The organism is Haloferax profundi, assembly GCF_001469865.1.
Taxonomy (GTDB): Archaea; Halobacteriota; Halobacteria; order Halobacteriales; family Haloferacaceae; genus Haloferax; species Haloferax profundi.
Genome location: NZ_LOPV01000048.1, coordinates 1 through 24,680, shown reverse-complemented (window position 1 = coordinate 24,680; position 24,680 = coordinate 1). Strand labels below are relative to the sequence as shown.

25 protein-coding genes and 1 tRNA gene are annotated in these 24,680 nt (G+C 63.1%); 11 read left to right on the top strand and 15 right to left on the bottom strand.

The window, feature by feature from the left end; genetic code table 11:
• The 4 genes from AUR66_RS02975 to trmY form a co-directional block, all read right to left on the bottom strand.
• The coding region (locus AUR66_RS02975; RefSeq protein ID WP_058571031.1) for a hypothetical protein at positions 1–1,942 on the bottom strand (1,942 nt) is incomplete at its 3' end.
• Positions 1,943–2,116: 174 nt separating this feature from the next.
• Entirely contained in the window at positions 2,117–2,671 is a 555-nt protein-coding gene (locus AUR66_RS02970; RefSeq protein WP_058571030.1) for a DUF1643 domain-containing protein, read from the bottom strand.
• 187 nt (positions 2,672–2,858) lie between these two features.
• Positions 2,859–2,931, bottom strand: a tRNA-Pro gene (locus tag AUR66_RS02965).
• A gap of 84 nt (positions 2,932–3,015) precedes the next feature.
• Positions 3,016–3,612 (bottom strand): tRNA (pseudouridine(54)-N(1))-methyltransferase TrmY, encoded by a 597-nt coding sequence (gene trmY / locus AUR66_RS02960; protein ID WP_058571029.1) that lies wholly within the window; start codon positions 3,610–3,612, stop codon positions 3,016–3,018.
• A 142-nt stretch (positions 3,613–3,754) separates the two neighbouring features.
• Between trmY and AUR66_RS02955 the strand changes: the two genes are divergently transcribed.
• Positions 3,755–5,635: an ABC transporter ATP-binding protein gene (locus AUR66_RS02955; RefSeq protein ID WP_058571028.1), complete on the top strand. Its 1,881-nt coding sequence runs from the start codon at positions 3,755–3,757 to the stop codon at positions 5,633–5,635.
• A gap of 90 nt (positions 5,636–5,725) precedes the next feature.
• On the opposite strand, the gene AUR66_RS02950 is transcribed toward AUR66_RS02955, so the two are convergent.
• From AUR66_RS02950 to AUR66_RS02925, 6 genes are all read right to left on the bottom strand, one after another.
• Positions 5,726–7,354 (bottom strand): gamma-glutamyltransferase family protein, encoded by a 1,629-nt coding sequence (locus tag AUR66_RS02950; RefSeq protein ID WP_058571033.1) that lies wholly within the window; start codon positions 7,352–7,354, stop codon positions 5,726–5,728.
• Between the two features lie 186 nt (positions 7,355–7,540).
• Positions 7,541–7,948 carry a (R)-mandelonitrile lyase gene (locus tag AUR66_RS02945; RefSeq protein ID WP_058571027.1) on the bottom strand — a complete coding sequence of 136 codons (408 nt, stop codon included), beginning with the start codon at positions 7,946–7,948 and terminating at the stop codon, positions 7,541–7,543.
• A 151-nt stretch (positions 7,949–8,099) separates the two neighbouring features.
• Entirely contained in the window at positions 8,100–8,864 is a 765-nt protein-coding gene (locus tag AUR66_RS02940) for an SDR family oxidoreductase (protein WP_058571026.1), read from the bottom strand.
• A gap of 38 nt (positions 8,865–8,902) precedes the next feature.
• The gene (locus AUR66_RS02935) at positions 8,903–9,577 is read right to left on the bottom strand and encodes a helix-turn-helix domain-containing protein (protein WP_058571025.1); all 675 of its coding nucleotides are present in this window, start codon (positions 9,575–9,577) and stop codon (positions 8,903–8,905) included.
• 173 nt (positions 9,578–9,750) lie between these two features.
• Complete coding sequence (locus AUR66_RS02930) at positions 9,751–10,518, bottom strand: ABC transporter permease (protein WP_058571024.1); 768 nt, start codon at positions 10,516–10,518, stop codon at positions 9,751–9,753.
• Positions 10,515–11,468, bottom strand: a complete 954-nt coding sequence (locus AUR66_RS02925) for an ABC transporter ATP-binding protein (RefSeq protein WP_058571023.1) — start codon at positions 11,466–11,468, stop codon at positions 10,515–10,517. The genes AUR66_RS02930 and AUR66_RS02925 overlap by 4 nt, the downstream gene beginning before the upstream one ends.
• Positions 11,469–11,784: 316 nt before the next feature.
• Between AUR66_RS02925 and AUR66_RS02920 the strand changes: the two genes are divergently transcribed.
• The 5 genes from AUR66_RS02920 to AUR66_RS02900 all read left to right on the top strand — a co-directional run bounded on the left by AUR66_RS02920 (position 11,785) and on the right by AUR66_RS02900 (position 15,884).
• Positions 11,785–12,033, top strand: a complete 249-nt coding sequence (locus tag AUR66_RS02920; RefSeq protein ID WP_058571022.1) for a hypothetical protein — start codon at positions 11,785–11,787, stop codon at positions 12,031–12,033.
• Entirely contained in the window at positions 12,030–13,064 is a 1,035-nt protein-coding gene (gene aceA, locus AUR66_RS02915) for an isocitrate lyase (protein ID WP_058571021.1), read from the top strand. Before AUR66_RS02920 ends, aceA begins: the two co-directional genes overlap by 4 nt.
• A 62-nt stretch (positions 13,065–13,126) precedes the next feature.
• On the top strand, positions 13,127–14,428 hold the full coding sequence (gene aceB / locus AUR66_RS02910) for a malate synthase AceB (RefSeq protein WP_058571020.1): 1,302 nt from the start codon (positions 13,127–13,129) through the stop codon (positions 14,426–14,428).
• A 211-nt stretch (positions 14,429–14,639) separates the two neighbouring features.
• Positions 14,640–15,188: a DUF4112 domain-containing protein gene (locus AUR66_RS02905; protein ID WP_058571032.1), complete on the top strand. Its 549-nt coding sequence runs from the start codon at positions 14,640–14,642 to the stop codon at positions 15,186–15,188.
• A gap of 120 nt (positions 15,189–15,308) precedes the next feature.
• The gene (locus AUR66_RS02900; protein ID WP_058571019.1) at positions 15,309–15,884 is read left to right on the top strand and encodes a twin-arginine translocation signal domain-containing protein; all 576 of its coding nucleotides are present in this window, start codon (positions 15,309–15,311) and stop codon (positions 15,882–15,884) included.
• Between the two features lie 79 nt (positions 15,885–15,963).
• On the opposite strand, the gene AUR66_RS02895 is transcribed toward AUR66_RS02900, so the two are convergent.
• The gene (locus tag AUR66_RS02895) at positions 15,964–16,947 is read right to left on the bottom strand and encodes a DMT family transporter (protein WP_058571018.1); all 984 of its coding nucleotides are present in this window, start codon (positions 16,945–16,947) and stop codon (positions 15,964–15,966) included.
• A gap of 180 nt (positions 16,948–17,127) precedes the next feature.
• Here AUR66_RS02895 and AUR66_RS02890 point away from each other — a divergent pair, with 180 nt between their 5' ends.
• The 4 genes from AUR66_RS02890 (at position 17,128) to rnhB (ending at position 20,702) form a co-directional block, all read left to right on the top strand.
• Positions 17,128–18,411 carry a tRNA pseudouridine(54/55) synthase Pus10 gene (locus tag AUR66_RS02890; protein WP_058571017.1) on the top strand — a complete coding sequence of 428 codons (1,284 nt, stop codon included), beginning with the start codon at positions 17,128–17,130 and terminating at the stop codon, positions 18,409–18,411.
• Between the two features lie 118 nt (positions 18,412–18,529).
• Positions 18,530–19,378, top strand: coding sequence for a CPBP family intramembrane glutamic endopeptidase (locus tag AUR66_RS02885; RefSeq protein WP_058571016.1), 849 nt, complete (start codon positions 18,530–18,532; stop codon positions 19,376–19,378).
• A 78-nt stretch (positions 19,379–19,456) separates the two neighbouring features.
• Positions 19,457–20,014: a hypothetical protein gene (locus AUR66_RS02880; RefSeq protein WP_058571015.1), complete on the top strand. Its 558-nt coding sequence runs from the start codon at positions 19,457–19,459 to the stop codon at positions 20,012–20,014.
• A gap of 40 nt (positions 20,015–20,054) precedes the next feature.
• Complete coding sequence (gene rnhB / locus AUR66_RS02875; RefSeq protein ID WP_058571014.1) at positions 20,055–20,702, top strand: ribonuclease HII; 648 nt, start codon at positions 20,055–20,057, stop codon at positions 20,700–20,702.
• Between the two features lie 71 nt (positions 20,703–20,773).
• On the opposite strand, the gene AUR66_RS02870 is transcribed toward rnhB, so the two are convergent.
• From AUR66_RS02870 to secF, 3 genes are all read right to left on the bottom strand, one after another.
• Positions 20,774–21,013 carry a DUF7511 domain-containing protein gene (locus AUR66_RS02870; RefSeq protein WP_058571013.1) on the bottom strand — a complete coding sequence of 80 codons (240 nt, stop codon included), beginning with the start codon at positions 21,011–21,013 and terminating at the stop codon, positions 20,774–20,776.
• A 234-nt stretch (positions 21,014–21,247) separates the two neighbouring features.
• On the bottom strand, positions 21,248–22,819 hold the full coding sequence (gene secD / locus AUR66_RS02865) for a preprotein translocase subunit SecD (RefSeq protein ID WP_058571012.1): 1,572 nt from the start codon (positions 22,817–22,819) through the stop codon (positions 21,248–21,250).
• Positions 22,816–23,679, bottom strand: a complete 864-nt coding sequence (gene secF / locus AUR66_RS02860) for a protein translocase subunit SecF (RefSeq protein WP_058571011.1) — start codon at positions 23,677–23,679, stop codon at positions 22,816–22,818. The genes secD and secF overlap by 4 nt, the downstream gene beginning before the upstream one ends.
• A gap of 131 nt (positions 23,680–23,810) precedes the next feature.
• Here secF and AUR66_RS02855 point away from each other — a divergent pair, with 131 nt between their 5' ends.
• A complete protein-coding gene (locus AUR66_RS02855) occupies positions 23,811–24,179 on the top strand; it encodes a hypothetical protein (RefSeq protein WP_058571010.1) in 369 nt (122 codons plus the stop codon).
• A 10-nt stretch (positions 24,180–24,189) separates the two neighbouring features.
• Here AUR66_RS02855 and AUR66_RS02850 read toward each other — a convergent pair whose 3' ends face one another.
• Positions 24,190–24,663 carry a DUF5812 family protein gene (locus tag AUR66_RS02850; protein ID WP_058571009.1) on the bottom strand — a complete coding sequence of 158 codons (474 nt, stop codon included), beginning with the start codon at positions 24,661–24,663 and terminating at the stop codon, positions 24,190–24,192.
• Positions 24,664–24,680: the final 17 nt, after the last annotated feature.

Below are 24,680 nucleotides of genomic sequence, written 5' to 3'. Positions count from 1 at the left end.
GGCGGGCCGCCTCGGCGACGGCAGCGAGTGCTCTGGCGAGTCCTCTGACCGCATTTTCCGAGCCAGTGCTGTCGTCCTGGTCGTTCCCGCTCGGGGTCCCGGCCCGGTCGGCGACTGCGTCTACGTGGGCCTGTGTCTCCTCTGCGATATCGGCGAGGAACGTCGCCAGCGACGCTTTCCCAGTGTTTGGTCGGTCGATTCGGATACCGGAGTCCGTGGGCGAGTCGGCAGTCGGGTCGGGATTGACGCGGAATGCCCCGACTTCGTCCTCCGTGTCGCGGACTTCCACCGTGTAGGCACCGCCGCGGTGGACGTAGACGGCGTCCGGGCCGGTCACCGGGGCGTCGTACAACCGGCCAGCGAAGTCGTCTTCGACCCCGAGGTCGGTGAGGTCGCTGTCCGCCCCGTCGGTGTCGACTTCCAGTTTCGTCGCCGATTCGCGAGCGACGAGTGGTATCTCGCCGTCGACGCCGGCAGCGACGGGGGCATCTCCCGCGTCGCCGCCGTCGGGCACCGAAACCTGTTCGCTGTGCGGTGCGAGACCGGCCCCGTTGACCGTGATTCGGTGGTCGCCCGCAGGGACGTCCTGAACCACGCCGATGCCACCGAACGTCGGTACCGCCTCTGGGTCGCTCTCCAGCAAGACAACCGACTCGATGGTCGATTCTTGCGTGGTCAACCCTTCGCCGTCCGGTGCATCGTCAGCCATGACGGCCTCTGTGACCTGGACGAAGAGCGTGTTGACGGTGGATGGTTCGCTGATGACGTCGTACCGCTCGGCCAACGCGAGTCGGTGGTTCGGTTCGGAGATGTCCGCCGCCGGGTTCTCGTATCGAGGTTGCGACCACGGCGCGCCCGTGGTCGTGATGTGACTCGCGATGGCGTCTTCGGCGAACTGCGGCACGGCGAACTCGAAACTCAGTTGCGGCCCGGTGAAGTCGGCGATGTGTTCGACGTCACCCGCCAGGACGAGTTCGTACGTCACGTCGGCGTCCGTGTCTCTCTCCCCGTGGTCGAACACCAGTCCAGTGGCTCGCTTCGGCAGGTTGGTCGGTGGGGACGACAGTGCGTCGAACGACCGGACGGTCAACGCGTCGTCCACGAGGTCCGCACGTTCGACAGACGGGAGTCTGTCGTCGTCGTACAGCGGGACGCCGTCTAACTCGGGGACGACGTACGGGAGTCCCGCGCCCTCGTCGCGCGGGAGGCCGTAGGCGATTGGAATCTCTGCGATGTCCTCGATGCGTTCGATGGAACTGTTGGTGATGTCGGCGAAGGTTCCGTCGGACGGGAATCGCTGGAATCGGTCGGGACTGTCGTTGACCGACAGCGCACTCGAATGCGACCCTAACTCCGAGAGGATGCGCGGTACTCGTTCGGGGTCCGGGTCGAGGAACTCGTTGTTCGGCACCCTCCGAGAGTGCGAACTGGCGACGAACAGTTGTGGGACGGCGTCTGCGACGTCGCGTCCGTCTCCCTCACCCGTGTCCACGAAGACGTGGAACACCTCCCAGTCGTGCCAGTGGAAGTTCGTCGTGAACTGGTCGAACGCCGAGTAGAACCAGTACTGGACCACCGCGAGCGGGGAGTTCTCGTACTGGACGACGTTGTAGAACACCGTCGGGTCGGGGGCCACGTCGCCCGTCTCGTTCTTCCGTGCGTGGTACCCGTCGAAGGCGTCGAACCCGTCGACGATGGTCTCTCCATCTCGGTCGCTCGCGTACCGCCTCGGGTCCGTCGGGAACCACTGTTCGTACTCGTCGAAGTACAGTGTCGGTGCGAATCGAATCGCGAGTTCGCGGGCGAAGTCGTCTTCGATGGTGGTCGTGGCGTCGTCACTGTCGTCGTCACCGCCGCTCGAACACCCAGCAATCGACCCGAGTCCAGCGGTTGCGAGTGCACCGAGGACAGTCCGCCGGCGAACGCTCGACCGGTCCGTCATCGCATCACCATCGGCCGACGTTCGTACCGAGTGGCCGCCTGTCGGCACCGTAGCGCGTGTGAGTCGTGACGCGAGGAGGGCATACCATACGAGGTTCACCCGAGGGCGACACATAACGTTTGTGCCACTCGGTCAGACCGCTTATTCCACGACAGAGACACGGTGTGCGCCACTTCAGCCATCGCAGTGCCAGCGTGTCAACCCGGCGCCCTGCGTCGCGTAGAGCGGGTGTTGTGGCGACCCGTCTCGATTTTCGTGGATGGCAAAGAAGTCGACGTCCAGCATCGCCGTGACGTCGTCGGGGCGACCGAACTTCTGGCCGATGCCGCCCCACGCGGCGACGACTGTCTCTGCTTCGGCACAGAGCGCGTGGAGGAAGCGGTCGTTCTCGGGACCGATTGGGTCGTCGTCCTCGGACAACGTCTCGTGGTGTGGCGTGCGCCGAGCGAACAGATTCCCGACCACGAACCCCCCATAGCCGTTTGCCTGTGCAATCGACGTGCATCTGTCGAGCGTCCTGTCGTTTTTCGTGCCGCGGCCAACGCTCGGGTTACACATGATGTACGTCAGCGTCGGCTTGTCTGGGTCCCACACTCGCCACAGGAGGTAGCGATAGGCTTCGTCGTCGCTGAGGACGGCACCTGCCTCGGTGTAGCCGTCGATGTCTCCTCGTTCGACGACGATATCGTCTACATCTCGTGGGTCGAACCCCCACGCGTCGAGGAACATTGGTGGGGAACGTTAGTTGGGAGAGTGAAAATAGATGGTCTCAGTAAAGGGTCAATTTCCGATGTGGCTCAGATTCGAACTTCCCTCGCTATCGCTCGGGCGTTCGAATCTTCGGTCGCCCATACAGCCACTTTAGCAGAACTCGCACACGCTACGCGGTGCTCGTTGGCGTTGAAAGGGGTAGAAATGGGCCGGCTCAGATTCGAACTGAGGTTACGGCCACCCGAAGGCCGAAGGATACCAAGCTACCCCACCGGCCCGCATTCTCACGCAAGCCACGGCTGGCTTTAACAGTTATGATTAGGCGCAACCGTCAGACGGAATGACACACCGCGTACCCCGCCTCAGTACTGCGAATAGCCCTCGGTGTCGAGGTAGTTGTGCGCCACCGTAATCGAGTGGTCGGCGTGGAGAACTTCCGGGCCGAGTCGAACCCGCTGGTCAGACACGTCGGCCAGCAACTCGGCTTCCTCGTCGGTGAAGTCGTTGTGGTCAGAGAGGACGAACAATGGATTCTCGGGCGGTTCCACGTCGACCACCGGGTCGCCGTCTTCGTGGAGTTCGACGACAGTCGAATCGCGGGCCGCCTCTTCGAGTGTCGCTTCGAACCCCATCCGTCGGATAGAGACACCCGGTGACGACTCGGCAGGCATGTGGCCGATAGCCTCGTCGCGTTTCTCCAGTGCCTTCCGAACGAGTGCGGCAGTCGAACGCTCGTCGGGGTTGAGTCGGCGAAGCTCCGACCCTTCGAATCGGACGGTGTACTCGTCGCCGAGGACGAGGTGGACACGCACGTCCTCACGAATCGCGTGCGAGAGGAAGAACGCAGAGTTGACACAGCGGCAGAGCACGTCGAGACGGCCGGCACCGCCGGCGATGTCGTCGAGCGTGAAGTCGGGTGTCGTCGGCACGTCGTGGCCGAGGACGATGAATTGGCGCATAGGTGCGACTCGGCCGGAAAGCCTCTTAGCCCTGTTCACTCGCGGGCAGGAGGCGCAGGAACGCCGATTACCCCCACCGCGCACGTCATGTCCGCTCGATGCTTACCTCAGGTAAGTGAGCCACCAATCCGGGCGCGACCCGATGGTCCGCCTGTTCGCCGAATACGGTCGGAAGAACCTCCCGTTCTTCGTCGTCGGGTTACTCGCGAGCGTGCTCAATCGACTCGTCGGAATCGTGCCGGCACTCGTCCTCGGAGTGGCTATCGACGCCGTGTTCTTCCAGAACACCGCCTACGCACTGCCGCTCGTACCGCAGTCGTGGATTCCGGAGACGGTTACGGGACAGTTCTGGCTGAGTTTCTGGCTCGTCATCGTCGCGTTCGTCGCCGGTGTCGGCCTCTCGTGGGTACAAGGACTCGGCCTCGCCGTCTACTCGAATCGCGTCCAGCACGCCGTCCGCGTGGACACTTACGACGTGCTCCAGCGCCTCGACATGACCTTCTTCGACGACAAGCAGACGGGCCAAGTGCTCTCTATCCTCGACAGCGACGTCCGAAACTTGCGGACGTTTCTGGACAGTACGCTCTCCGGCGGCCTGCAACTCGTCGTCTCCGTCGTCGGTATCGCAGGCGTCCTGTTCTACCTGAACGCGCAACTCGCCGTGGTCACCCTCGTGGCCGTCCCACTCCTCGCCGTCTTCACCGTCTGGTTCATGCGGACTATCCGTCCGATGTACCGCGCCCTCCGCGAGAGCGTCGGCGCACTCAACACGCGCATCGAGAACAACGTCGCCGGGATGGAGGTCATCAAAGCCTCGACCACCGAGGAGTACGAGACGGCCCGCGTCGCCGACGCGTCGATGGACTACTACACGCGAGCGCTCGCCGTCGTCCGACTCGACTACCTCTACCAACCGACGATGGAACTCCTCGCGGGCGTCGCCTTCGCGGCCACGTTCGCCATCGGTGGACTCTGGCTCATCCTCGGCCCGCCGTGGCCCTTCACGGGGCAACTCCTCGTCGGCGAGTTCGTCACCTTCCTGTTCATGACGCAGCGGTTCATCGACCCACTCTCCGGTGCTGGACGCATCGTCAACGCCTACGAGAACGCCCGCGCCTCGGGCGAGCGAATCTTCGGCCTGACCGACCGCGACGTGACGGTGCGAGACTCCTCCGAGACGGTGGCCCTCGGTACCGTCGCGGGTCGCATCGAGTTCGACCACGTGTCGTTCGCGTACGCCACTGGGCGAGAGGTGCTCCACGACGTCTCGTTCGCCGCCGCCCCCGGTGAGACGGTTGCACTCGTCGGTCCGACGGGGGCGGGGAAATCGACCGCCGCGAAACTCCTCTTGCGTCTCTACGACACCACTGGCGGGTCGGTCCGTGTCGACGGCCACGACGTGCGCGACGTGTCGATACAGCGTCTCCGTGAAGCCATGGGGTACGTGAGTCAGGACGTGTATCTCTTCGACGGAACGGTCCGCGAGAACCTGCTGTACGGCGCGTTCGAGGCGACGGAAGCAGAGATGGTCGCGGCCGCGACGGCCGCCGAAGCACACGACTTCGTCTCGCACTTACCCGACGGCTACGACACCCGCATCGGCGAACGCGGCGTGAAACTCTCGGGTGGGCAACGCCAGCGACTCTCCATCGCCCGCGCGATGCTTCAGAACCCACGGATACTCGTCCTCGACGAGGCGACGAGCGCCGTCGATACCGAGACAGAACTCCTCATCCAGCGCGCGCTCGACCGATTGACCGAGGGTCGAACGACACTCGTCATCGCACATCGTCTCTCGACGATTCGACACGCAGACACCATCGTCGTCCTCGACGAGGGGCGCGTCGTCGAATCCGGCACGCACGACGAACTCGTCGCGGAGGGTGGTCTGTACGCGACGCTCTGGAGCGTGCAAGCTGGCGACACTTCCGACATCTCGGCGGACGTCCTCGACCGACTGGTCGACCGGGTTCGGGTGGCCGATATCGTGGACGAAGTGTCCGCAGACGGCGGCGAGGAGTGACCGGCCGGCGAGCGTGACCAGCGGCGAAGAGTGACCGAGGAGCCCACGTGATTGCTGAGCGGCCGAGTTACCGCGACTGAACGAAGCGGTTCAATACCCGGCTACCTGCCCGTCTTTCCGTGGTTCGGTCGCTCCCGAGAGCGTACCGTCCTCCCAGCGAGCGAACTGGGCACCGCCGAACATCGACGCCGGGAGGACCCGAACGTCGTGGCCCTTCCGAGCCAACTTCGCACCGACGCTGCCGGCGAGTCTGTCTTCGACTGCGAGCATCCCATCTTCGCGATATCGCCACCGAGGTGCGTCGAGGGCGGCCTGCGCCGGAAGGCCGTGGTCTACGATATTCGAGACGACCTGCACGTGCCCTTGCGGTTGCATGTATCCACCCATCACGCCGAAGGCCGCCCAGTCGTCCGCGCCGAACTCGATGAGGCCCGGGACGAGCGTGTGGAACGGGCGTTTCCCGGGTTCCAACCGATTCGGGTGGTCGTCGTCCAACGAGAACGAGGCACCACGGTTCTGCAGGGCGATGCCGGTGTCGCCGGCGACGAGGCCGGACCCAAACCCGGCGAACCGCGAGTTGATGAACGAGACGACGTTGCCGGCGGCGTCGGCGACACAACAGAGGACGGTATCGGCGTCTTCAGCGTGTGCGTCGGCGACGCCGAACGTCACCTCGTGGTTCGCCTCGTCACCGATTTCTTCGGCCCGTTTCGCCGCCCACTCGCGACTGGCCAGCGGTGGAATCTCCTCGTATTCGGGGTCAGTGATGTATCGGTGGCCATCGTGGAACGCGACTTTCATCGACTCGGCGAGCGCGTGGACCGACTCGGCGGACCCGAACGGGTGGTCGCCGGCGTCGATTTCGGTGGCGACGTTCAGGGCTTCGAGTGCGACGAGGCCCTGGTTGTTCGGTGGGAGTTCGTACACTTCTACCCCGCCGTAGGTCGTGGAAACGGGGTCGACGAACTCCGGGTCGAACGCGGCCAAGTCGTCGGTGGTGAGAAATCCGCCGTTGGATTGGACTTCGTCGGCGATGGCCGCCGCGATGTCACCCTCGTAGACGACGTCCGCACCCTCCTCAGCGACCCGTTCGAGCGTCCGGCCCAACTTCGGGAGCGTAACCATCTGCCCGACTGTCGGCGCAGAACCGTCGAAGAGGTACGCTTCGCGTGCGTGGTCGGACTCGAACAGGACTTCGCCGTGTTGCCACTGCGCCGCGACGACTTCCGTGACGGGATAGCCCTCGTTCGCGTAGCGAATCGCCGGTTGGAGTGCCGTTTCGAGCGACCCTGCACCGAAGCGGTCGAGCGTCGCCTCCCACCCGCGAGCAGTCCCGGGGACCGTGACTGTGTGTGCACCCGTCTCCGGCATCTCCACCTCGTAGAGGGGCACGCCCTCCTCGGCGGCGACCGCCTTGCGAACCCGGTCACGCGTCGCGTCCGCGGGTGCGCCGCCACAACTGCGCATCGCGCCCACCTCACCGTCGGCAGTTCGGTAGCACGCGAACACGTCGCCACCCAGTCCCGTCGACGTGGGTTCGACGACGTTCAACGCGGCGGCCGTCGCGACAGCGGCGTCGAACGCGTTCCCTCCGTTCGAGAGAATCTCCACGCCCGCCTGTGCGGCCAGTGGTTGACTCGTCGCGACGACGCCGTTCGGTGCGTAGACGGTCGACCGCCGGGAGGTGAAACGGTCGAGGTCGGGAGTGGGGTCGGCCATGTCGTGTGCTTCGCACACACGTCGCATAGCTGTTCGGCTCTCGGAAGTCGGGGGATGGCGACCAGTTGGTGAAGAAAAGAACGGGCCTCTTGCAATTCTCTGTCGCTGCTACCTCGTCGGGGCTGTGCTGAATACAGGGCGTGAATCGGCCGGGACTCGGGCCGTCTGCGTTGGGAGAGACAGCGGTCAGGTATCTAATTCGGGGTCGTACTCGTCGTCGCTGACGTGTTCTAACCAGTTGACGACGTCCCCGTCACGCTCCTCTTGAATAGCGATGTGCGTCATCGCTTTGTCCGGCGTCGCACCATGCCAGTGTTTCTCCCCCGGCGGGAACCAGACCACGTCACCCGCGCGAATCCGCTTGCGTTCTCCGCCTTCTCGTTGCACCAGCCCACAGCCGCTCGTTACAATCAGTCGCTGGCCGAGCGGATGGGTATGCCACGCGGTGCGAGCCCCCGGTTCGAACGTGACGCTCGCCGCCGCTGCGCGGGCGTCGCCTTGCGGGTCGAATAGCGGGTCGATTCGGGCGTCCCCCGTGAAGTACTCGTCTGGGCCTTCGATAGAGGCTTGCGAACAGCCGTTGGTGATATCCATAGATGTTCCCGCTTTTCAGTTAGATGACGTGTGACTTTGGTGCTGTGCTATCAGGAAAGGGTGTTTATGAGTGAATCTGTGCCGAGTCACGTAGGGTGCAGTTGTTGCTTGCTCGCCAGCGGGGACTGGATGAGAGCAGTTCACCCCGAAGTTACGGCTGGACTTGGTCGAGTGGTCGAATCAACACTTCGTTGATATCGACACGCGGGGGTTGCGTCACGACGAACGTAATCGTCCGAGCGATGTCTTCCGGTGCGAGCGCATCCATCGACCCGACGAGATTTTTCACGTTCGACTGGAGTTCGTCGTCCGGGATGTGGTCGAGCAGTTCGGTGTCGACTGCCCCCGGCTCGATGGTGGCGACGTGAATCCCCTCCTCGGCAACGTCGAGTCGGAGCGAGTCACTGAACATCTTGACGCCCGCTTTCGCTGCGTTGTAGTGCGAACTGTTCGGCTGGAGGAAGCGACCGACGACGGACGAGACGTTGACGATGTACCCACTCCCTTGCTCCAGCATCGTGGGAACGACAGCGTGGGTGAGGGTGATGAGTCCGGTGAGGTTCACATCGACCGTCGTCTGAAGTGTTTCGCGGTCAGCGTCCGCGATGTGTGCGAGCGGCATGAGGCCTGCGTTGTTCACGAGAATGTCGATACGGCCGTACTCGTCGAGCGTCGTCTCGACCAAGTTGTCGATATCCTCGTCGTTCGTCACGTCTGTCGCAACGACGAGCGCGTCGCCGTCATTGCTCTCGATTCGGGCCGCGAGTTCCTCGAGTTCGTCTTCGCGTCGGGCGGCGAGGACGACACTCGCCCCTCGTGATGCGAGTGACTCGGCGGTCGCACTGCCGATTCCAGAAGACGCGCCGGTGACGATTGCGACCTGTCCGTCCAGTTCCGATCCGAAATGTGCTGACATCAGCTACAACGAGGGCGAGGGAGGACTTTGGCTCGATGCTATCTGGAAAGTGTGTTTATATGCGGTTGTGTCCCGAGCGCCGAGGTGAGGAGTTGCCGCTCGCCACGGCGGAGGAGACTCGACAGCGACGGTTGCGAGATGCCGAGTTCCGCAGCGAGTTCGTCGGCTGTGACCTGCCGCGGACTCTCGTAGTACCCCCGAGAGATAGCGAGAGAAAGGGCTTCTCGTTGCCGGTCGGTCAGTCCATCTTGTGATGAACTGACGGAGTGAGCGGATTCGGAGGACATGGAGATAAGGTCGAGAGAGATACCGTGGTTCTCACAGCTCTGCCGGAACGCGTTGAAGTTCTCGTAGTCTTTGAAGACCTTCGTCTCGTGCCACCCCTCGTCGGTGACGATGGTCGGTCTCAATTCTGCCCCTTCGAAGTCGGGAGCGAATGCCTGCGATACGGACTCCTCTAGCTCGACAGTGAGCTTGTAGACTATCTTATCAGGCGTTTCTCCAACTAAATCCACCTCCAAGACTTCGTCGAGGGCCAATAGAGCGTCCTCCGAGATACTGTCGTCGCGGTCGAACTGAACGGAGAATATCTGCACGTCTGGCTGTAGACAGAGCGCATGTGTGCTCTGTATTTCGCTGGGTTGGAGTGTGTTGGCGATGCTGACGAGAGGGAGCGAGGACGACCGGAGGACAAACTCCGTCGTGATGGTCATGGCATACGAATTCACGCTGTCTGGATAATTAACGTCCTAGGTCAGCTCAGGTCGGATATCACAACCACGTGGGAGTTCGGCCATCGGTTGCAGCAGGCGAATCCGCTCACATTCTGCGAGTTTTGACAGAGCGAAAAGAACAGACGAGCGTCAGCCGTCCAAACGCGCCGCAGTCAGTCGGTCAAGCCGTACCCGCGCCGGAAGAGTACGATGTTGACGGCGACGACGACGAACGTGAGCGCTGAGAGGACGCCGAGCGAGAGGTTCGGGTCGACTTCGGTGACGCCGAGGAACCCGTAGCGGACGCCGTTGACCATGTATATCATCGGGTTGAGGAGCGACGCCTGTCGGAACACCTCCGGAATCTCGTTGAGCGAGTAGAAGACGCCGCCGAAGAAGACGAGGGGGCGGAGGATGAACTGGTTCATCATCGTCAGGTCGTCGAAGTCGTCGGCCCAGAGACCACCGACGACGCCGAATCCGGCGAACAGGAGCGTGATGACGAGCATGAACGCCACGAGGTAGAACGGTCGGGCGACGCCGACAGTCGTGAAGAACGCGCCGATGAGTGCGACGAGTGCGCCGACGAGGATGCCGCGAGTCGCACTGGAGAGGACGTACGCGCCGACCATCGAAGTATACGACAACGGCGAGGTGAGTGCTTCTTCGATGTAGCGGTTCCAGCGACCGTGGAAGATGGAAAAGGAGGCGTTCTCGAAGGCGTTCGAGACGGCCCCGAGGACGATGAGACCGGGGAGGATGAAGAGGATGTAGCGGACGCCCGCAATCTGGTCGATACGCTCACCGAGGATGACGCCGAACACCGAGAAGTACAGCACGTTCGTGATGAACGGCGGGACGAACGTGTTCCGGGGACGGCGGACGAATCGGAGGACTTCGCGCCGGAGGAGTGCGTAGAACCCGGTCACGTCGAGAGTCATTGTTCTACCTCCATCGTCGCACGGCCCTGTCCCTGTCTGGTCATCTCGACGAACACCTCTTCGAGCGAGGTGCGCGAGATTTCGAGGTCCACGATTTCGTGGCCGGCATCGTCGAGTGCCTGCACCACGTCGGGGGCGACGAGTCCACCTTGATGCGCGGTGACGACGAGGCGAGTGCCATCGAGTTCGACGGACTCCACCCGGTCGTCTTCGGCCTCGAAGTCGGGAACTGCCGTCGGGTTGTCGCGCAGTTGGACGACGATGTCGTCGGTGCCGCGGTCCATCAACTCCTCGGGACTCGCCACTTCGATGACGCGCCCGGAGTCGAGGATGGCGACTTCGTCACAGAGTCGCTCTGCTTCTTCGATGTAGTGGGTCGTGAGGAGGATGGTCGTCCCCTGGTCGTTCAGGTCGACGATGGTCTCCCACAGTTCGTGTCGGAGTTGTACGTCGACGCCGGCGGTCGGTTCGTCGAGGATGAGCAGGTCGGGGTCGGTGATGAGCGCACGTGCGAGCATGAAGCGGCGTTTCATCCCGCCCGAGAGCCAGTCGAATCGGGTGTCGCGCTTGTCGTAGATGCCGACGCGTTTGAGGACTTCGTCGGCCCGTTCGCGTGCGTCGTCCTGTGGAATCCCGTGATACCCGGCTTTGTGTTCCAGCACTTCGCGGATGGGGAAGAAGCGGTCGACGTTGAACTCCTGTGGGGCGAGGCCGATTCGGTCGCGGGCCTCTCGGTAGTCGGCCTCCACGTCGTACCCGAACACACTGGCCGTCCCGCCCGATTTGCGGACGAGGCCGACGAGGATGTTGATGAACGTCGTCTTCCCGGCACCGTTCGGTCCCAACAGTCCGAAGAACGACCCTTCCGGTACGTCGAGGTCGATTCCGTCGAGGGCCGTCACGTCGCCATAGGACTTCGTGAGGCCTCGTATCTCTATCGCAGATGCCATTCGTTGGTGCGTCGTCAGACGTGGACGCGATTAAGCGTGCTGTACGCGGAATGGCGTGGAACCACGTGACACGGTCGTCGTCGCGGTTGTGTGGTATGGTGTGACGTATCAAATTAGGACCTAGTATCTGTGCGTATCGAACTAAGTCATTAACGAATATTATCATTATAAATGATTAACTTTTAATATCGCTCTCGAGTCGAACCGAGTGAGGTAACGCACAATGGTAGTATCCGCAGTATCCGCCGCAGCACATCACAAATCGACATCCCGCCGACTGGACCGCTATCGACCACCCACACCCCCAACGTAACCGATGACAGACCGACCCAACACGACCCGAACCGACACGACGACCCGCACGACGACCACTCGCCCTCCCCAGACGACGCGACGCTACCCCAACAACGAGGAGAACATGGACGCGCCGCTCGTCCCCTTCATCCAGACACCCGGCGAGGAAGACGAGATGACGAACATCCGTCGTGAACTCGCCGCGCTCCGTAGCCAACTGAACCGCATCGAGCAGACGATGCAGACGACTCCGACCGACAACACCCAATGAATCCGACCGAACTCGACAGCGACGTCTTCGCACAGGAAGTTGACAACCAGAAAGCCCGCGAACTCCGCGAGAAGCTGAACACGCAGGACTTCGTGTTCGCTCCCGGCATGTACCACGCACTGGACGCCCGACTGGCCGAGATGACCGGCCACGACGCCGCGTACATGTCTGGCTACTCGACGGTCCTCGGACAGTTCGGCTTCCCGGACCTGGAGATGGTCACGATGACCGAGATGGTCGAGAACGCAAAGCGCATGGTCGAGGCGACGAACCTCCCCATCATCGCCGACTGTGACACCGGCTACGGCGGCATCCACAACGTCCGCCGCGCCGTCCGCGAGTACGAGAAGGCTGGTGTCGCCGCGATTCACATCGAAGACCAGACGACGCCGAAGCGATGTGGCCACATCGCTGGGAAGCAAATCGTCTCCCGGGAGAAGGCCAAGGCTCGATTCGAGGCGGCCGTCGACGCAAAGCAGAGCGAAGACACCATCATCATCGCCCGCACCGACGCCTACGGGTCGTCGAACGGTGACTGGGAAGAACACCTCGAACGTGGCCGCATCTACGCCGACGCCGGCGTCGACCTGGTCTGGCCAGAGATGCCGAACCCGAGCCGAGAGGACGCCGTCAAGTACGCCGAGGAGATTCACGAGACGCATCCCGACCTGAAACTCGCGTTCAACTACTCGTCGTCGTTCGCGTGGTCCGAAGAGGAAGACCCACTCACGTTCCAAGAACTGGGTGACCTCGGCTACAAGTACATCTTCATCACGCTGTTCGGCCTCCACTCGGGCGCACACGCCGTCTACGAGGACTTCAAGAAGCTCGCCGAACAGGACGAAGAAGGGCAGTTCGACCTCGAACAGCGCTACCTCGACCACCCGACCGAGAGCCACCACGAACTGTCGTTCGTCTCGCGGTATCAGGACATCGAGACAGAGTTCGACCCCGAGGCCCGTCGTCGCATCGAGGAATCCGAAGGGTTCAGCGAAGAACAAGCCGACCCCATCACGTCGAACGACGACTGAGGTTTCCCCGCAGAATTTCTCCCAAAGTAATTCTTAACACACGATAATTGAGATAAATATACATGACTGAACGAAGACACGACAGAGCGTTCGTTCGGACGTTCTTCACCTCGCCGACGGCTATCGAAGGCGAAGAAGACTCCGCAAAGATGCTCCGGCGCGCGGCCCAACTCCGCGGGATGCAGGCCCCGGACGTGTGGGTCCCGGACAACGAAGACGCGACAGCGCCCTCGATGCGCGACGAAGGTGCACAGAACATCATCGACGTCGTCTCGGAACACGGCGCAGACTTCCCCGGTGAGATTCACCCGCGGATGGTCTGGCACCGCGACAGTCCGGGAACGCGCTATCAGGGCTTCCAGCACATGCTGAAGATTGCCGACCCAGAGAAGGGTGCCGTCGAACACATCGACGGGTTCGTCATCCCCGAAGTCGGCGGCATCGACGACTGGAAGAAGGCCGACGAGTTCTTCACCATCGTCGAAAACGAGTACGGCCTCGAAGAGGGGAGTCTCGCCATGTCCGTCATCATCGAGAGCGGACAGGCCGAACTCGCCATGCGGAAACTCCGCGACGAGATGGGCAAGCCCGAGAACAACCTCGAACGGATGTTCCTCCTCGTCGACGGCGAAGTCGACTACACCAAGGACATGCGGGCAATCACGCCGACGGGTGAACTGCCACCGTGGCCAGAACTCCGCCACAACACCTCTCGCGGGGCGAGTGCCGCCGGGTGTATCGCCGTCGACGGCCCGTACGACGACATCCGCGACGTGGAAGGCTACCACGAGCGCATGACGGAGAATCAGGCGAAAGGGATGCTCGGTATCTGGTCTCTCACGCCCGGACAGGTCGTCGAGGCCAACACGTCGCCGCTTCCGCCGAAGACCGGGAGTTGGCTTCTCGACGTGGACGGCGAGCAAGTCGAACTCGAATCCGAGGACGGCGTCGAAGTCTACGACGGCGACCGCATGTCGCTCGAAGCGAGCGACGGTGGCTACGAACTCCGCGTCGGCAGCGACACGCGAACGCTAGACGAAGACGAACTGCACGAGGAACTCCTCGGTCTGACCTCGTACGTCCCGAGCATGGACGACATCGTCGACTCCATGGAAGAGTTCGAGGCGGCCAAGGAGGCCGGACGAGGTGCAATCGCCATGGAACGGTCTGCGACGCTCCGCATCGGTGGCACCGAATTCGACATCTCCACCGACCGGATGTGGGACGAAGCGACCTATCAGGCCGCGATGACACCCATCAGTCTGTTCCAGGACGTCTACGAGAACCGCCCGGACCAACACGAGGAGTTGGAAGAACGCTACAGCACCGACGTCGTCGAACGCGCGATGGAGGTCGGTCTCTAAGCGCGACACGCTGCCCCTGATGCGGTCGCCGTCGGACGAGTACCACGTTCGGCGGCACTCCTGGTTGTAGCTCTACCCGGCGCACACGCCCGATACCGTGGGGGCGTGTGCGCCACTCGTTTTTCCGACGAACGTCCTTCGTTCCTGTCCAGTCTCGACGGGCGACGGATTCGACGCCACGCTCAAGTTCGAGCGGCGCGATTCTTCCGGCGTGAACGATTCGAGCCTCCAGCACGTCGGTGACCGTCCACGAGAACCCGACGCAATCGTCGATTTCGACGACGACTTGCCAGAAGAGACACTGGAGCGACTCCGTACTGTGAGTTTCTACCTCGACAACGCCATCGAGATTCCGGGGACGAACTACCGCATCGGTCTCGACCCGATTTTGGGCTTCATTCCCGGCGTCGGCGATACTGTCGGGTCGGCCCTCTCGGCGTACATCCTCGTCGAAGCGGCGATGATGGGCGTCCCGCGGGCGACACTCGCGCGGATGTTCGGCAACGTTCTGCTCGACGCGACGGTTGGGTCGTTCCCCGTCGTCGGTGACGTGTTCGACGCCGCGTGGAAGGCGAACGCGCGGAACGTCCGCCTCATCGAAGACCGCTACGGCGAGCTTTCGGGCGAAGGCGTCGAAGCAGACCGGCGGTTCCTGCTCTTCGCCGTCGCCATCGTCACGGTCCTCTTGGTCGGACTCGGCGTCGCCGTCACACTCGCCGTGCTGTGGGCTCTCGGTCAACTGGGTATCGGTCTCTTCTAGCGCCCCGGTTTTTCACGTCTGGTCACGTTCTCGACAGTGTTCAGTGTGACCGTGGGACTGGTCATCGATGCCCAAAATATAACATAAAAGACATTTATATCGGCCTCGCAAAAATTGCCTATGCAACGACGAACCTTTCTGAAAGGCGTCACCGCGACAGGTGCCCTCCTCACCGCCGGTTGTCTCGGCGGCGCTCCGACGTCCGGCGGCGCATCGGACGAGACGACGACTCCCGAACCCGCCCCGGTTCCGGAGTCCGACATCGCGTTCCCGAGCGAAGGCGGCGTCCTCCGTGCAGTCCACATGGGTGGCGACCAAATCGAAGACGCGGACACGACCGAAGTCTACGTCGCCGTCGACGGCGAGCGAACCACGACGTGGGTCGCAGACGACGACGAGACGCAACCGTACCCAGTCTCGGTCGGAAACTTCGTCGAAATCGAGGCGGCCGAGTCCGGGTCCACCGTCGAAGTCGTCTGGGTGGGTCGCGCCGGCACCGAGTCGGTACTCGCCACGCACGAAGTCCCCGCCGAAGAGACGGCGACTGAGACAGCCACGCCGACTGAGACGGCGACGGCCAACGAGACGACCACCACGAACCAGACGACCACGCCGACCACGACGACGACTGCGAACGAGACGGTCACGGATACCACGACGACGTCTGCGGACGAGACGACCACGACCAGCGAGTAACCGACCGGCGACCGTCGGCGAACCTTTTTATTCGAAGACGCGGCCAGTTCGGCGCAGTCGACGACCGACAGAAGCGCGCTTAGTCGTCTGCAGGCACGCCGTCGTGCTCGTAGTCACCGACTGCGTCGGGTGCCACGAGACCGGTACGGACGCCGAGACGCTGAACGAACGGGACGAGTGCCCGCCGTTTCATCAGCGCGAAACCAGTGAGGATGAAGACGAACCCGAGGACTGTCTCGGACCCGATGGTCTCGCCGAGGACGGCCCATCCACTGAGTGCGGCGACGATGGGCACGGCGTAGCTCACGAGGTTGATTTCGATGGCACCGATGCGGTCCAGAAGGACGAAGTAGATGATGAACCCGGCGGCGCTACAGATGACGGCGAGGAAGAGGAGTGCCGCCACGACGAGCGGTGACCACGCGACAGTTGCGATACCGGGTTCGCCGAGGACGGGACTCACGACGTGGAGCAGTCCAGCACCGAGCAGCATCATCCACGCCTGCATCGGAACGACCGGTGGGTTACCGGGGAGTCGCTTGACGAGGACGGTGCCGAACGCCCAACTCACGGCGGCGAGAGAGAGGAGGACGACGCCCACGAGTTGGCCGCCGACCGACCCAGAAGAGAGGGCGATGACGACGGTTCCGACGAGACCCAGAGAGACGCCGACGAACCCACCAGCGTCGAGTCGTTCGTCGGGGAGCATCGACCACGCGAACAGTGGCGTGAGAATGGGAGAGGTGCTGAGAACGATAGCCGCGACACCACTGGTGACGTACCGTTGACCGGAGAACAAGAGCGCGAAGTGCGCACCGATGAGAAGCGTGCCACCGACGGCGACGACGACCCACTCGTCTCGGCCGCGTGGCCGCCAATCTTCGGCTGCGAACAACGCATAGCCGAAGAGAACGGCGCCGGCCACGTCGTACCGGAGTGCAGCAAACAGCGCGGGGGGAAGCACCTCCAACCCGACTTCGATAGCGATGAATGATGTCCCCCAGAGAACCGCGAGGATTGCGAACAGTGCGATGTTTCGATGTGTTTGTGTTCCGATAGACACGAGATATCGACCTGAGACCCGGTTGTTGCCCGGACTATCACGGCCCCGTACATGAAATTTTTCGGAGTCGGGGTAACACCTCACTCGACGCGTGTTGACGAATGTCTCAGCAAGAAGATGAATCGCTGCGGACGTTCGAACAAAGTAAGGTAGTTACGCGCGCCCCGAGAGAACCCGAGTATGAGCATCCTCGAGGACGCCCGCGCACTCGCCGAGAGCGGGCCCGTCTGTGACGCCTGTCTCGGCCGGGCCTTCGCCGAACGGAGTTTCGGGTTGACGAACGCCGAACGAGGCAAGTCGCTTCGCATCGCCGCCGCCCTCGACGCAGACGAACCGTACGAATCCGTCGACACCGAAGACTGCTGGGTCTGCGAAGGTGAATGCGCCCGCTTCGACGAGTGGGCAGAGCGCTGTGCCGCGTCCATCGACGACGTCGAAGTCGAGACGTATCAGGTCGGGACGCGCGCACCGCCGCTGGTCGAAGAGAACGAGATACTCCTCCGGGAAGGTGCCGGCCTCCCCGAAGACGCCGGCGAACTGTTCAAGTCCGAGTTCAACCGCGAAGTCGGCAAGCGCGTCGGCCGACTCACGGACACCGAAGTCGACTTCACACGCCCGGACGTGCAGTTCCTCCTCGACATCGAGCGAGACGTCGTCGAGACGCAACTCAACTCGGCGTTCGTCTACGGCCGCTACCGAAAACTCGAACGCGACATCCCACAGACCGAGTGGCCCTGCCGCGAGTGCGACGGGTCGGGCTACAAAGGAAAAGAGCCCTGTGACTACTGTGGCGGGTCTGGCTACCTCTACGAACACAGCGTCGAGGGCTTCGTCGCGCCCGTCGTGATGGACGTGATGGACGGCGTCGAGGCGAAGTTCCACGGGGCGGGCCGCGAGGACGTGGACGCACTGATGCTCGGGACGGGTCGTCCCTTCGTGGTCGAAATCATGGAACCCCGTCGCCGAACCATCGACGTGGAGCAACTCGAAGGCGACGTGAACGCGATGGCCGAGGGCGCCATCGAAGTCGAGGGACTCCGCCTCGCCACCTACGACATGGTCGAACGCGTGAAGAAACTCGACGCGAGCAAGCAGTACCGCGCCGCCGTCGAGTTCGACGACGACGTGACCGACGAGGAGTTGCAGGCCGCACTGGACGAACTCACCGGCGCGACCATCGACCAGTACACGCCGAACCGCGTCGACCACCGCCGCGCCAGTCTCACCCGCGTCCGGCAGGTCTACGACGCCTCCGGCGAACTCGAAGACGCACGGCACGCGACTGTCGAGATTCACGGTGAAGGTGGCCTCTACATCAAGGAACTCGTCTCGGGCGACGAGGGACGGACCGAACCGAGTCTCGCCGGCCTCCTCGACACTGGTGCAGTGGTGACTGCACTCGACGTCATCGCCGTCGAAGGCGAGGACGAACCCTTCGAGGACGACGAGTTCTTCAAAGACTGAACCGCAGTTCCAGCGGCCTGACTTCTCCTCTGCAAGCCATCTCACGTCTCGACGCCCCGACTCCCACAGTCGGAGAACGGTGATTCGGCATTAAGATGACGACGCGCCGATAGTCCGTATGGGACAGACAGCGACTCCCACCGTCTTCGCAGGGAAGCGCGGACTGGTGGGCTACGTCGCCATCTACCTCGGGTGGGCGTGGTTCTTCTGGAGTCTCGTCGTTCTCTCCGGAGCGTCCGTCTGGTCGTTCCCGAACGTCCTCCTGTTCTACGTCGGTGCAATCAGTCCCGCGCTGGCAGGTGTCCTGATGGTGTACCGCCGCAGCGGTGTCGCTGGTCTCCGGCGACTCGGGGACCGCATCGTCAACGTTCGACGGATTCGCCCGCGGTGGTACCTCGTCATCGTCGGGTTGTATCCGGCGATTACGCTGGCCGCCGCCGGAATCGCCGTTCTCGTCGGTGCCGAGACCACCCCGCTGAACCCCGCCGAGGCACTCGAACGACTGGTGACGCCACTGAGTCTGTTCGCGTTCTTCGGGTTCACGCTCGGCGCTGGACTAGTCGAAGAGACTGGCTCGACGGGCTACTTTCTGGACCGCCTCATCGCCGTCTGGAACCCGACTGTCGCGGGCGTCGTCAGCGGTGTCGTCTGGGCGAGTTGGCACATCCCGCTGTTCTTGATGGACGGCTACTACAGTCAGGCGTCGTACCAGCCAATCGTCTGGCGCTTTTTCGCCACGTTCGTCTTCTTAGAGACGCTGTACGCGTGGCTCTACGACAACACCGACCAGAGCGTCCTCGCGGCCATCCTCTTCCACTTGATGATTAACCTCACCGGCGAGGTACTCGCTCCCTCTCAGCAGGTCCGGTGGTACGCGTTCTATCTCACGATTCTCGTCGCCGTCGCGGTGGTCGGGTGGCGAAAGCGCGAGGCGATTGGGCAGCAGGTTCGGTCCGTCGGTACCTGACTGAGCAGTGGAAGACGAGAGTCCACCTCACGAATGGACAGGGGGAAGACACTTATTCGACCGGAAGGTGGTCAGTCCATGTCCCTCCACTCGCGCCGCCGAACCGTGCTCGAAGCACTCGCAAGCGGTTCAGCCACGCTTCTCGCCGGGTGTCTGGGGGGTGGTTCTTCGGGGACTACGTCCACAGGGACACCGACGCCGACACAGGAATCGACCACGACGGAAGTCGGGACGGAGACGACGACAATCGAGACCCACACGTGTGACGAACAGGGAGTCGTCCCCGACGTCGAAGTCCGCAACAAACGGGACGAACCGGTCACCGTCACGCTCACCGTCGAAGACCGGACGACCAAGGACGTGCTGTTCGAATCGGCCTACGACGTGCCGGCAAACGAGTGGACGACCGAAGAGGACGACTCCGTGTTCTCGTCGCTCGACCCCGAGACCGACCACGAAATCTGGGCCACTGCCACCGTCGGCGACCAATCCGACACCGAAGACGTGTCTGTCGTCGCGCAGACCCCACTCATCAGGGGTATCGCCGTCGCCGTCACGTCCGACGAGGTTACCGTCTTCGACTACCACGCCGACCCCGGACCGCGAGTCAACTGGGACTGCTACCCACGAGACTGAATCGGTACGTTCAATCCCTCCCTCGAAGACCCGTCCAGATATGCGAATCGGCGTCGACGAGGCCGGAAAGGGACCCGTGCTCGGTCCGATGGTCGCCGCGGCAGTTCGAGCGGACCCGGAGACGCTTCCCGATGGAATCGCCGACTCGAAGCGACTCTCGCCCGCCCGCCGCGAGGAACTCGCTGCGACGCTCCGCGAACGCGACGACATCTCGGTCGGTGTCGCGTTCGTCGAACCTGCGACCATCGACGACCCGGAGACGGACATGAATCTCCTCACCGTCCGGGCGCAGGTGGACGCGGCGGCCGAAGTCGCCGAAGACGCCGACGAACTCGTCTGTGACGCCGGCGACGTGAGCGAGTCGCGGTTCGGCACTCGCGTCCGCGACGGACTCGCCGAGGCGGGCGTCTCCGTCGAGGTCCACGCCCAGCACCGCGCCGACGACGAACACGCCATCGTCGGGGCGGCGAGTATCGTCGCCAAAGTCGAACGTGACCGCCGCGTCGACGCCATCGCCGAGGAGTACGGCGAAGTCGGAAGCGGCTATCCGAGTGACCAGACGACGCGTGACTTCTTGCGGGAGTTCGTCCGCGAACACGGTATCCTCCCGGATTGCGCACGGAAGTCGTGGGCGACGTGCGCCGACGTGCTGGCCGCGCACGAACAGGCGTCGCTCGGGGACTTCTGAGGCACGAAAAATCTGGTCGCGCGGCGGGGTAGTCGGAGGACTAGTCGGGGGGAACGAGTGTCGGCGGAGGGTTACACCATCTCGTCGAGCGAGACGTACGAGCCTTCTTGGGCGGAAATCCACGTCGTCGTCAACTCGTCTTCGGAGAGGCCAGCGGGGAAGATGGTGCACTCGTCCGGCGCGTCGTCGTACGGGGCGACGATTGCGATATACTCCAGGTCATCGGCCGGGGCGTCGTGTCGCCCCTGACTCTCCGTCGTCGTCGTCGTCGTCGCGTCCGTGTCGTCGTGTCGAAGTGGAGTATCTTCCATGAGTGGAGTGTTTTGCACCGTAATTACCGACGGGGCGGCGGTTTCTCAGAAATCGCTTCAATCAATAGTTTTGATTCAGACTATATTATTCTACTGGATATTATACCGAGCTTGAAACAACCGGAAGCGGATACCCATCCAGAATCGGGATAGACCACTCGTACAGCACGTACTCGGTGCTTGGTCTACGAGAGACGGAGAAAAGTCGCAGTGAAAGCGGGTTCAGAAGTGGTGTCAGCGGTCCTCGGTCAAGAGGAGTTGAAGGATGTCACCGTACGCCGGACGGGTGACGAGGACACCGACGATGACACCGAGGATGGTGAAGATGGCGAAGCCTTGCAGGTCGCCGAGTGAGAGCACGGCGAGCGGACTCATCGCGATGATGGTCGTCGCGGCGGCGGCGCCGATGACCCAGAAGGCACGGCGGAAGCGCGACTGGAAGACCTTGCGCGACTTCACCGTCCCTTCACCCATCACCTCGTCGGCGATGATGATGAGGTCGTCCACACCGGTCCCGATGACGGCGATGAATCCAGCGATGACCGAGAGGTCGAGTGGGTAGCCGATTGCCGCGGCGAACCCGAGGAGGATGTACACCTCGGAGAGACCCGTGACGATCATCGGAAGGGCGACCTGCGGTTTGCCGTAGCGGAGGAAGACGACTCCAGCGACGGCGAGGACGGCGATGATACCCGTGATGAGCGAGTCGGTCTTGAAGTTCTCACCCTGACTCGGGGAGATGTACGACGAGGTGCCGCCGTCTTCACCCGAGAGGTCGAGTTTCGCGGGGAGCGCACCGGCACGGAGGTTGATGGCAATCTCCTGTGCCTCGGACGTGTTGAGCGTCTGCAGTTGGAAGCTCGGTGCGTTGGCCCACTCGCCGGAGCGCATACCGTCGGCGAGTCCGGGGCTCATCCCGAAGGCGTTGACGACTTCCCCGTTGACGACGAGGAGCAGACAGCCTTCGGTCGTGTTGCGGCCGCCTTCTTCCATGTACGTACACTGCGTGCCGCCGGGTTGGGCGATGCCGGTTTCGACGACGTCGTCCTGGAAGTTCCGTGCGGGTTCGTCACGGACCGAGACGGGGACGAACGCCCCGCCACCGGTCTGTGGTTCCTGTGCGGTTCCGATAGACGTGAAGTCGGCCTGCGTCAAGACGGCCTCACGCGTCTCGTAGACGCGCGACCCGTTCTGGGAGGTTGGGTAGTAGATGTCGATTTGGACGGTCCCGCGTTCACCGACGAGGTCGATGACGTCCTGGCGGTCACGGTTCGGGACTTCGACGAGGATGAAGTGTTCACCCGTCGCCGTCGTCACCTGTTGGACCGTCCCACCGGAGAGACCCGCCTCGTTGATTTTCGATTCGAGGACGCGGACCGTCTCCGTCCGGGTCGTCTCGGTGACGCCGTCTCTGACCTCACCGTGCGCGTACCCGGCCGCGTCGAGTGCACTGCTGAGTTCGTCGGTCGTGACGTTCTCGGCAGTCGCTTCGACTGTGCTACCTTCGGCAGTCTGCCGGGCGATGACGTCCGCGGCGTCGGCGTCCGGTAACTGCGCGGCGACTTGCTGTTCGACCACGCGGTCGGAGTCACCGTTGAACTCCACCTCCTCGGCAGTGACGCCGACGAGCGGTGCGCGGATTCGCGTCCCGCCGTCGAGTTGGAGACCGTACTTGAGGTTGGTCATGCTGTCGTCCTCGCCGATTGCGGGTTGGGACCCGACCGTCGGCGAGAAGAGGGCGAACGTCGAGATGAGGATGCCGATGACGAGCAGGATGACCCGCCAGTTGTCGCGGAGCGTACTCATCGGGCCACCCCCTCGAACTTGTACCAGCGAAGGAGCGTCACGTTGAGCATGTAGGTGTTCATCAGGTCGGCGGTGAGGCCGAAGACGAGGACGGTGCCGATAGCGGCGAGCAGTTGAATGCCGAACAGCGTCGCCGTGATGGTCATGACGATCATGGCCGCGATGGACGTCAGCGTCATCGTCACACCGGTCTGCATGGCGCGGTAGGTGGACTCGTAGAAGTCACCAGAGCGCCGGAGGATGTGGTTGTTCAGGAGGATGTCGGAGTCGACGGAGTACCCGATGAGCATGAGGAGTGCTGCGACGGTTCCGAGCGACAGTTCGATGCCGAGGATGTTCATCAGCGCCACCGGGATGACGATGTCGGAGAACGCCGAGATGACGACGGCGATGGAGGGGACGAACGTGCGGAACATCGCGAACACGAGGATGCTCATCCCGGCGAACGCGACGAGGACGCCGCCGAGTGCGAGCAGTTGCGTGTCGGAGCCGAAACTCGCGGAGACGGCGTCGACAGAGCGGATTTCGAAGCCTGCCGCTTCTGCCTGTTGTTCGAGTTCTGTCGTCGTCGCGCTTCCGGACTGGAACGTCACCACGTACGTCCCGTCGGCGGCGACGGCGCGAATCGACTCGGGGTTGGTATCGAAGGCCGCGCGGACCTCGTCTTGCGGGGCATCCGTTGCGATACGGAGTTCGGTGCCACCGGTGAAATCGACGCCGGGGTCTACCGGTGCACCAGTCGCGACGTACCACCCTCCGATGACCAGCAGGGCCACCGCGAGAACCGCGAGGGGGACGGCCGCGAGTTGGCGATTCGTGTACCGGGTGTAGTCTACCTCCGGTACCGTAAACTCGACCATGCGTTGCGGTCCTGAGCGACGCCGAATAAGGTTTCTTATCCGTGGCAGGATACGGTGCCGAGGCACACGGTTTGACGGGGGCGCGGCGATTCCGCGACAGGCCCATAATCTTCGAACAACAATCGTGAACCATGACCAGTGAATCGGCGGCACCAGACCCAGCGACTGACGCGACGGCGACGAGCGTCGTCGTCTCGTTCCCGGACGAACTGAGCGCGTGGGGCCGCGACCAGTTGACGGCCGACCGGTTCGTGAACTACCTGAAGCGGTTCCACGACGAGGCGGCCCTCGGCGACGAGTGGGAAGAGTTCCTCGACGTGGGGTGCTGTGGTGACTCGCTCACGCTGACGCTTCGCGTCGAAGAACTCGAACCCGCCGGCGCGACGACGCTCTCCGAGGAGACGGAAGTAGAGTTCGTCGAACGCGAAGGAAGCGTCCACGGTGGGTGGTGCGTCCAGAGCGCCGACGGACCTGCGTCGACGACGGGAAAACAGGACTAGCGGGTCACTCTCAGGGCATGTACCGAACCGCGACGACGCCCGAACTGGACCGAATCTCGACGCGGTTCACGTCGAGTCGGGCGGCGCGTGAGAGCAGTCCCTCTCGGTCGTCGAGGATGTCGTCGACGGCTTGTTCTGTCATCTCGTCGGGCACCGACAGGACGTGAATCTCGCCCGTCCCTGCTCGCTCTTGGGTGACGAGTTCGCCGTCTGGGTTCTCGCTGGCGATAGTTCGTGAGTTCGTCGTCGGCGACTCCGAGGAGCGCTCGATGGAGACGGTCCAGCGCGTTTCGACGTCGACGAGTTTCCACGAGACGTTCATCGGTGGGTCGGGCGCGACGGTGCCACGGACGGCCTCTTCTTCGGAGACGCCGGGGTTCGAAGAGAGCGTGTGTACCTGCCCGGAGTGGACATCTCGAAGGACCGCCGACTCGTCGTCGGCCGCGGTCACGAGGAACGTTCCCGTTCGTTCGGACTCGGTCATCACCCGGTGTAGGCAGT

Coding starts and splice junctions, on each gene's coding strand:
- AUR66_RS02890 (WP_058571017.1), top strand. CDS start 17,128: ATGAGCATCCTCGAGGACGCCCGCGCACTCGCCGAGAGCGGGCCCGTC.
- AUR66_RS02900 (WP_058571019.1), top strand. CDS start 15,309: ATGCAACGACGAACCTTTCTGAAAGGCGTCACCGCGACAGGTGCCCTC.
- trmY (WP_058571029.1), bottom strand. CDS start 3,612: ATGCGCCAATTCATCGTCCTCGGCCACGACGTGCCGACGACACCCGAC.
- AUR66_RS02940 (WP_058571026.1), bottom strand. CDS start 8,864: ATGTCAGCACATTTCGGATCGGAACTGGACGGACAGGTCGCAATCGTC.
- AUR66_RS02870 (WP_058571013.1), bottom strand. CDS start 21,013: ATGGAAGATACTCCACTTCGACACGACGACACGGACGCGACGACGACG.
- aceA (WP_058571021.1), top strand. CDS start 12,030: ATGAATCCGACCGAACTCGACAGCGACGTCTTCGCACAGGAAGTTGAC.
- AUR66_RS02945 (WP_058571027.1), bottom strand. CDS start 7,948: ATGGATATCACCAACGGCTGTTCGCAAGCCTCTATCGAAGGCCCAGAC.
- AUR66_RS02955 (WP_058571028.1), top strand. CDS start 3,755: ATGGTCCGCCTGTTCGCCGAATACGGTCGGAAGAACCTCCCGTTCTTC.
- AUR66_RS02935 (WP_058571025.1), bottom strand. CDS start 9,577: ATGACCATCACGACGGAGTTTGTCCTCCGGTCGTCCTCGCTCCCTCTC.
- AUR66_RS02930 (WP_058571024.1), bottom strand. CDS start 10,518: ATGACTCTCGACGTGACCGGGTTCTACGCACTCCTCCGGCGCGAAGTC.
- AUR66_RS02950 (WP_058571033.1), bottom strand. CDS start 7,354: ATGGCCGACCCCACTCCCGACCTCGACCGTTTCACCTCCCGGCGGTCG.
- AUR66_RS02880 (WP_058571015.1), top strand. CDS start 19,457: ATGTCCCTCCACTCGCGCCGCCGAACCGTGCTCGAAGCACTCGCAAGC.
- rnhB (WP_058571014.1), top strand. CDS start 20,055: ATGCGAATCGGCGTCGACGAGGCCGGAAAGGGACCCGTGCTCGGTCCG.
- secF (WP_058571011.1), bottom strand. CDS start 23,679: ATGGTCGAGTTTACGGTACCGGAGGTAGACTACACCCGGTACACGAAT.
- aceB (WP_058571020.1), top strand. CDS start 13,127: ATGACTGAACGAAGACACGACAGAGCGTTCGTTCGGACGTTCTTCACC.
- AUR66_RS02885 (WP_058571016.1), top strand. CDS start 18,530: ATGGGACAGACAGCGACTCCCACCGTCTTCGCAGGGAAGCGCGGACTG.
- AUR66_RS02920 (WP_058571022.1), top strand. CDS start 11,785: ATGACAGACCGACCCAACACGACCCGAACCGACACGACGACCCGCACG.
- AUR66_RS02855 (WP_058571010.1), top strand. CDS start 23,811: ATGACCAGTGAATCGGCGGCACCAGACCCAGCGACTGACGCGACGGCG.
- secD (WP_058571012.1), bottom strand. CDS start 22,819: ATGAGTACGCTCCGCGACAACTGGCGGGTCATCCTGCTCGTCATCGGC.
- AUR66_RS02925 (WP_058571023.1), bottom strand. CDS start 11,468: ATGGCATCTGCGATAGAGATACGAGGCCTCACGAAGTCCTATGGCGAC.
- AUR66_RS02970 (WP_058571030.1), bottom strand. CDS start 2,671: ATGTTCCTCGACGCGTGGGGGTTCGACCCACGAGATGTAGACGATATC.
- AUR66_RS02850 (WP_058571009.1), bottom strand. CDS start 24,663: ATGACCGAGTCCGAACGAACGGGAACGTTCCTCGTGACCGCGGCCGAC.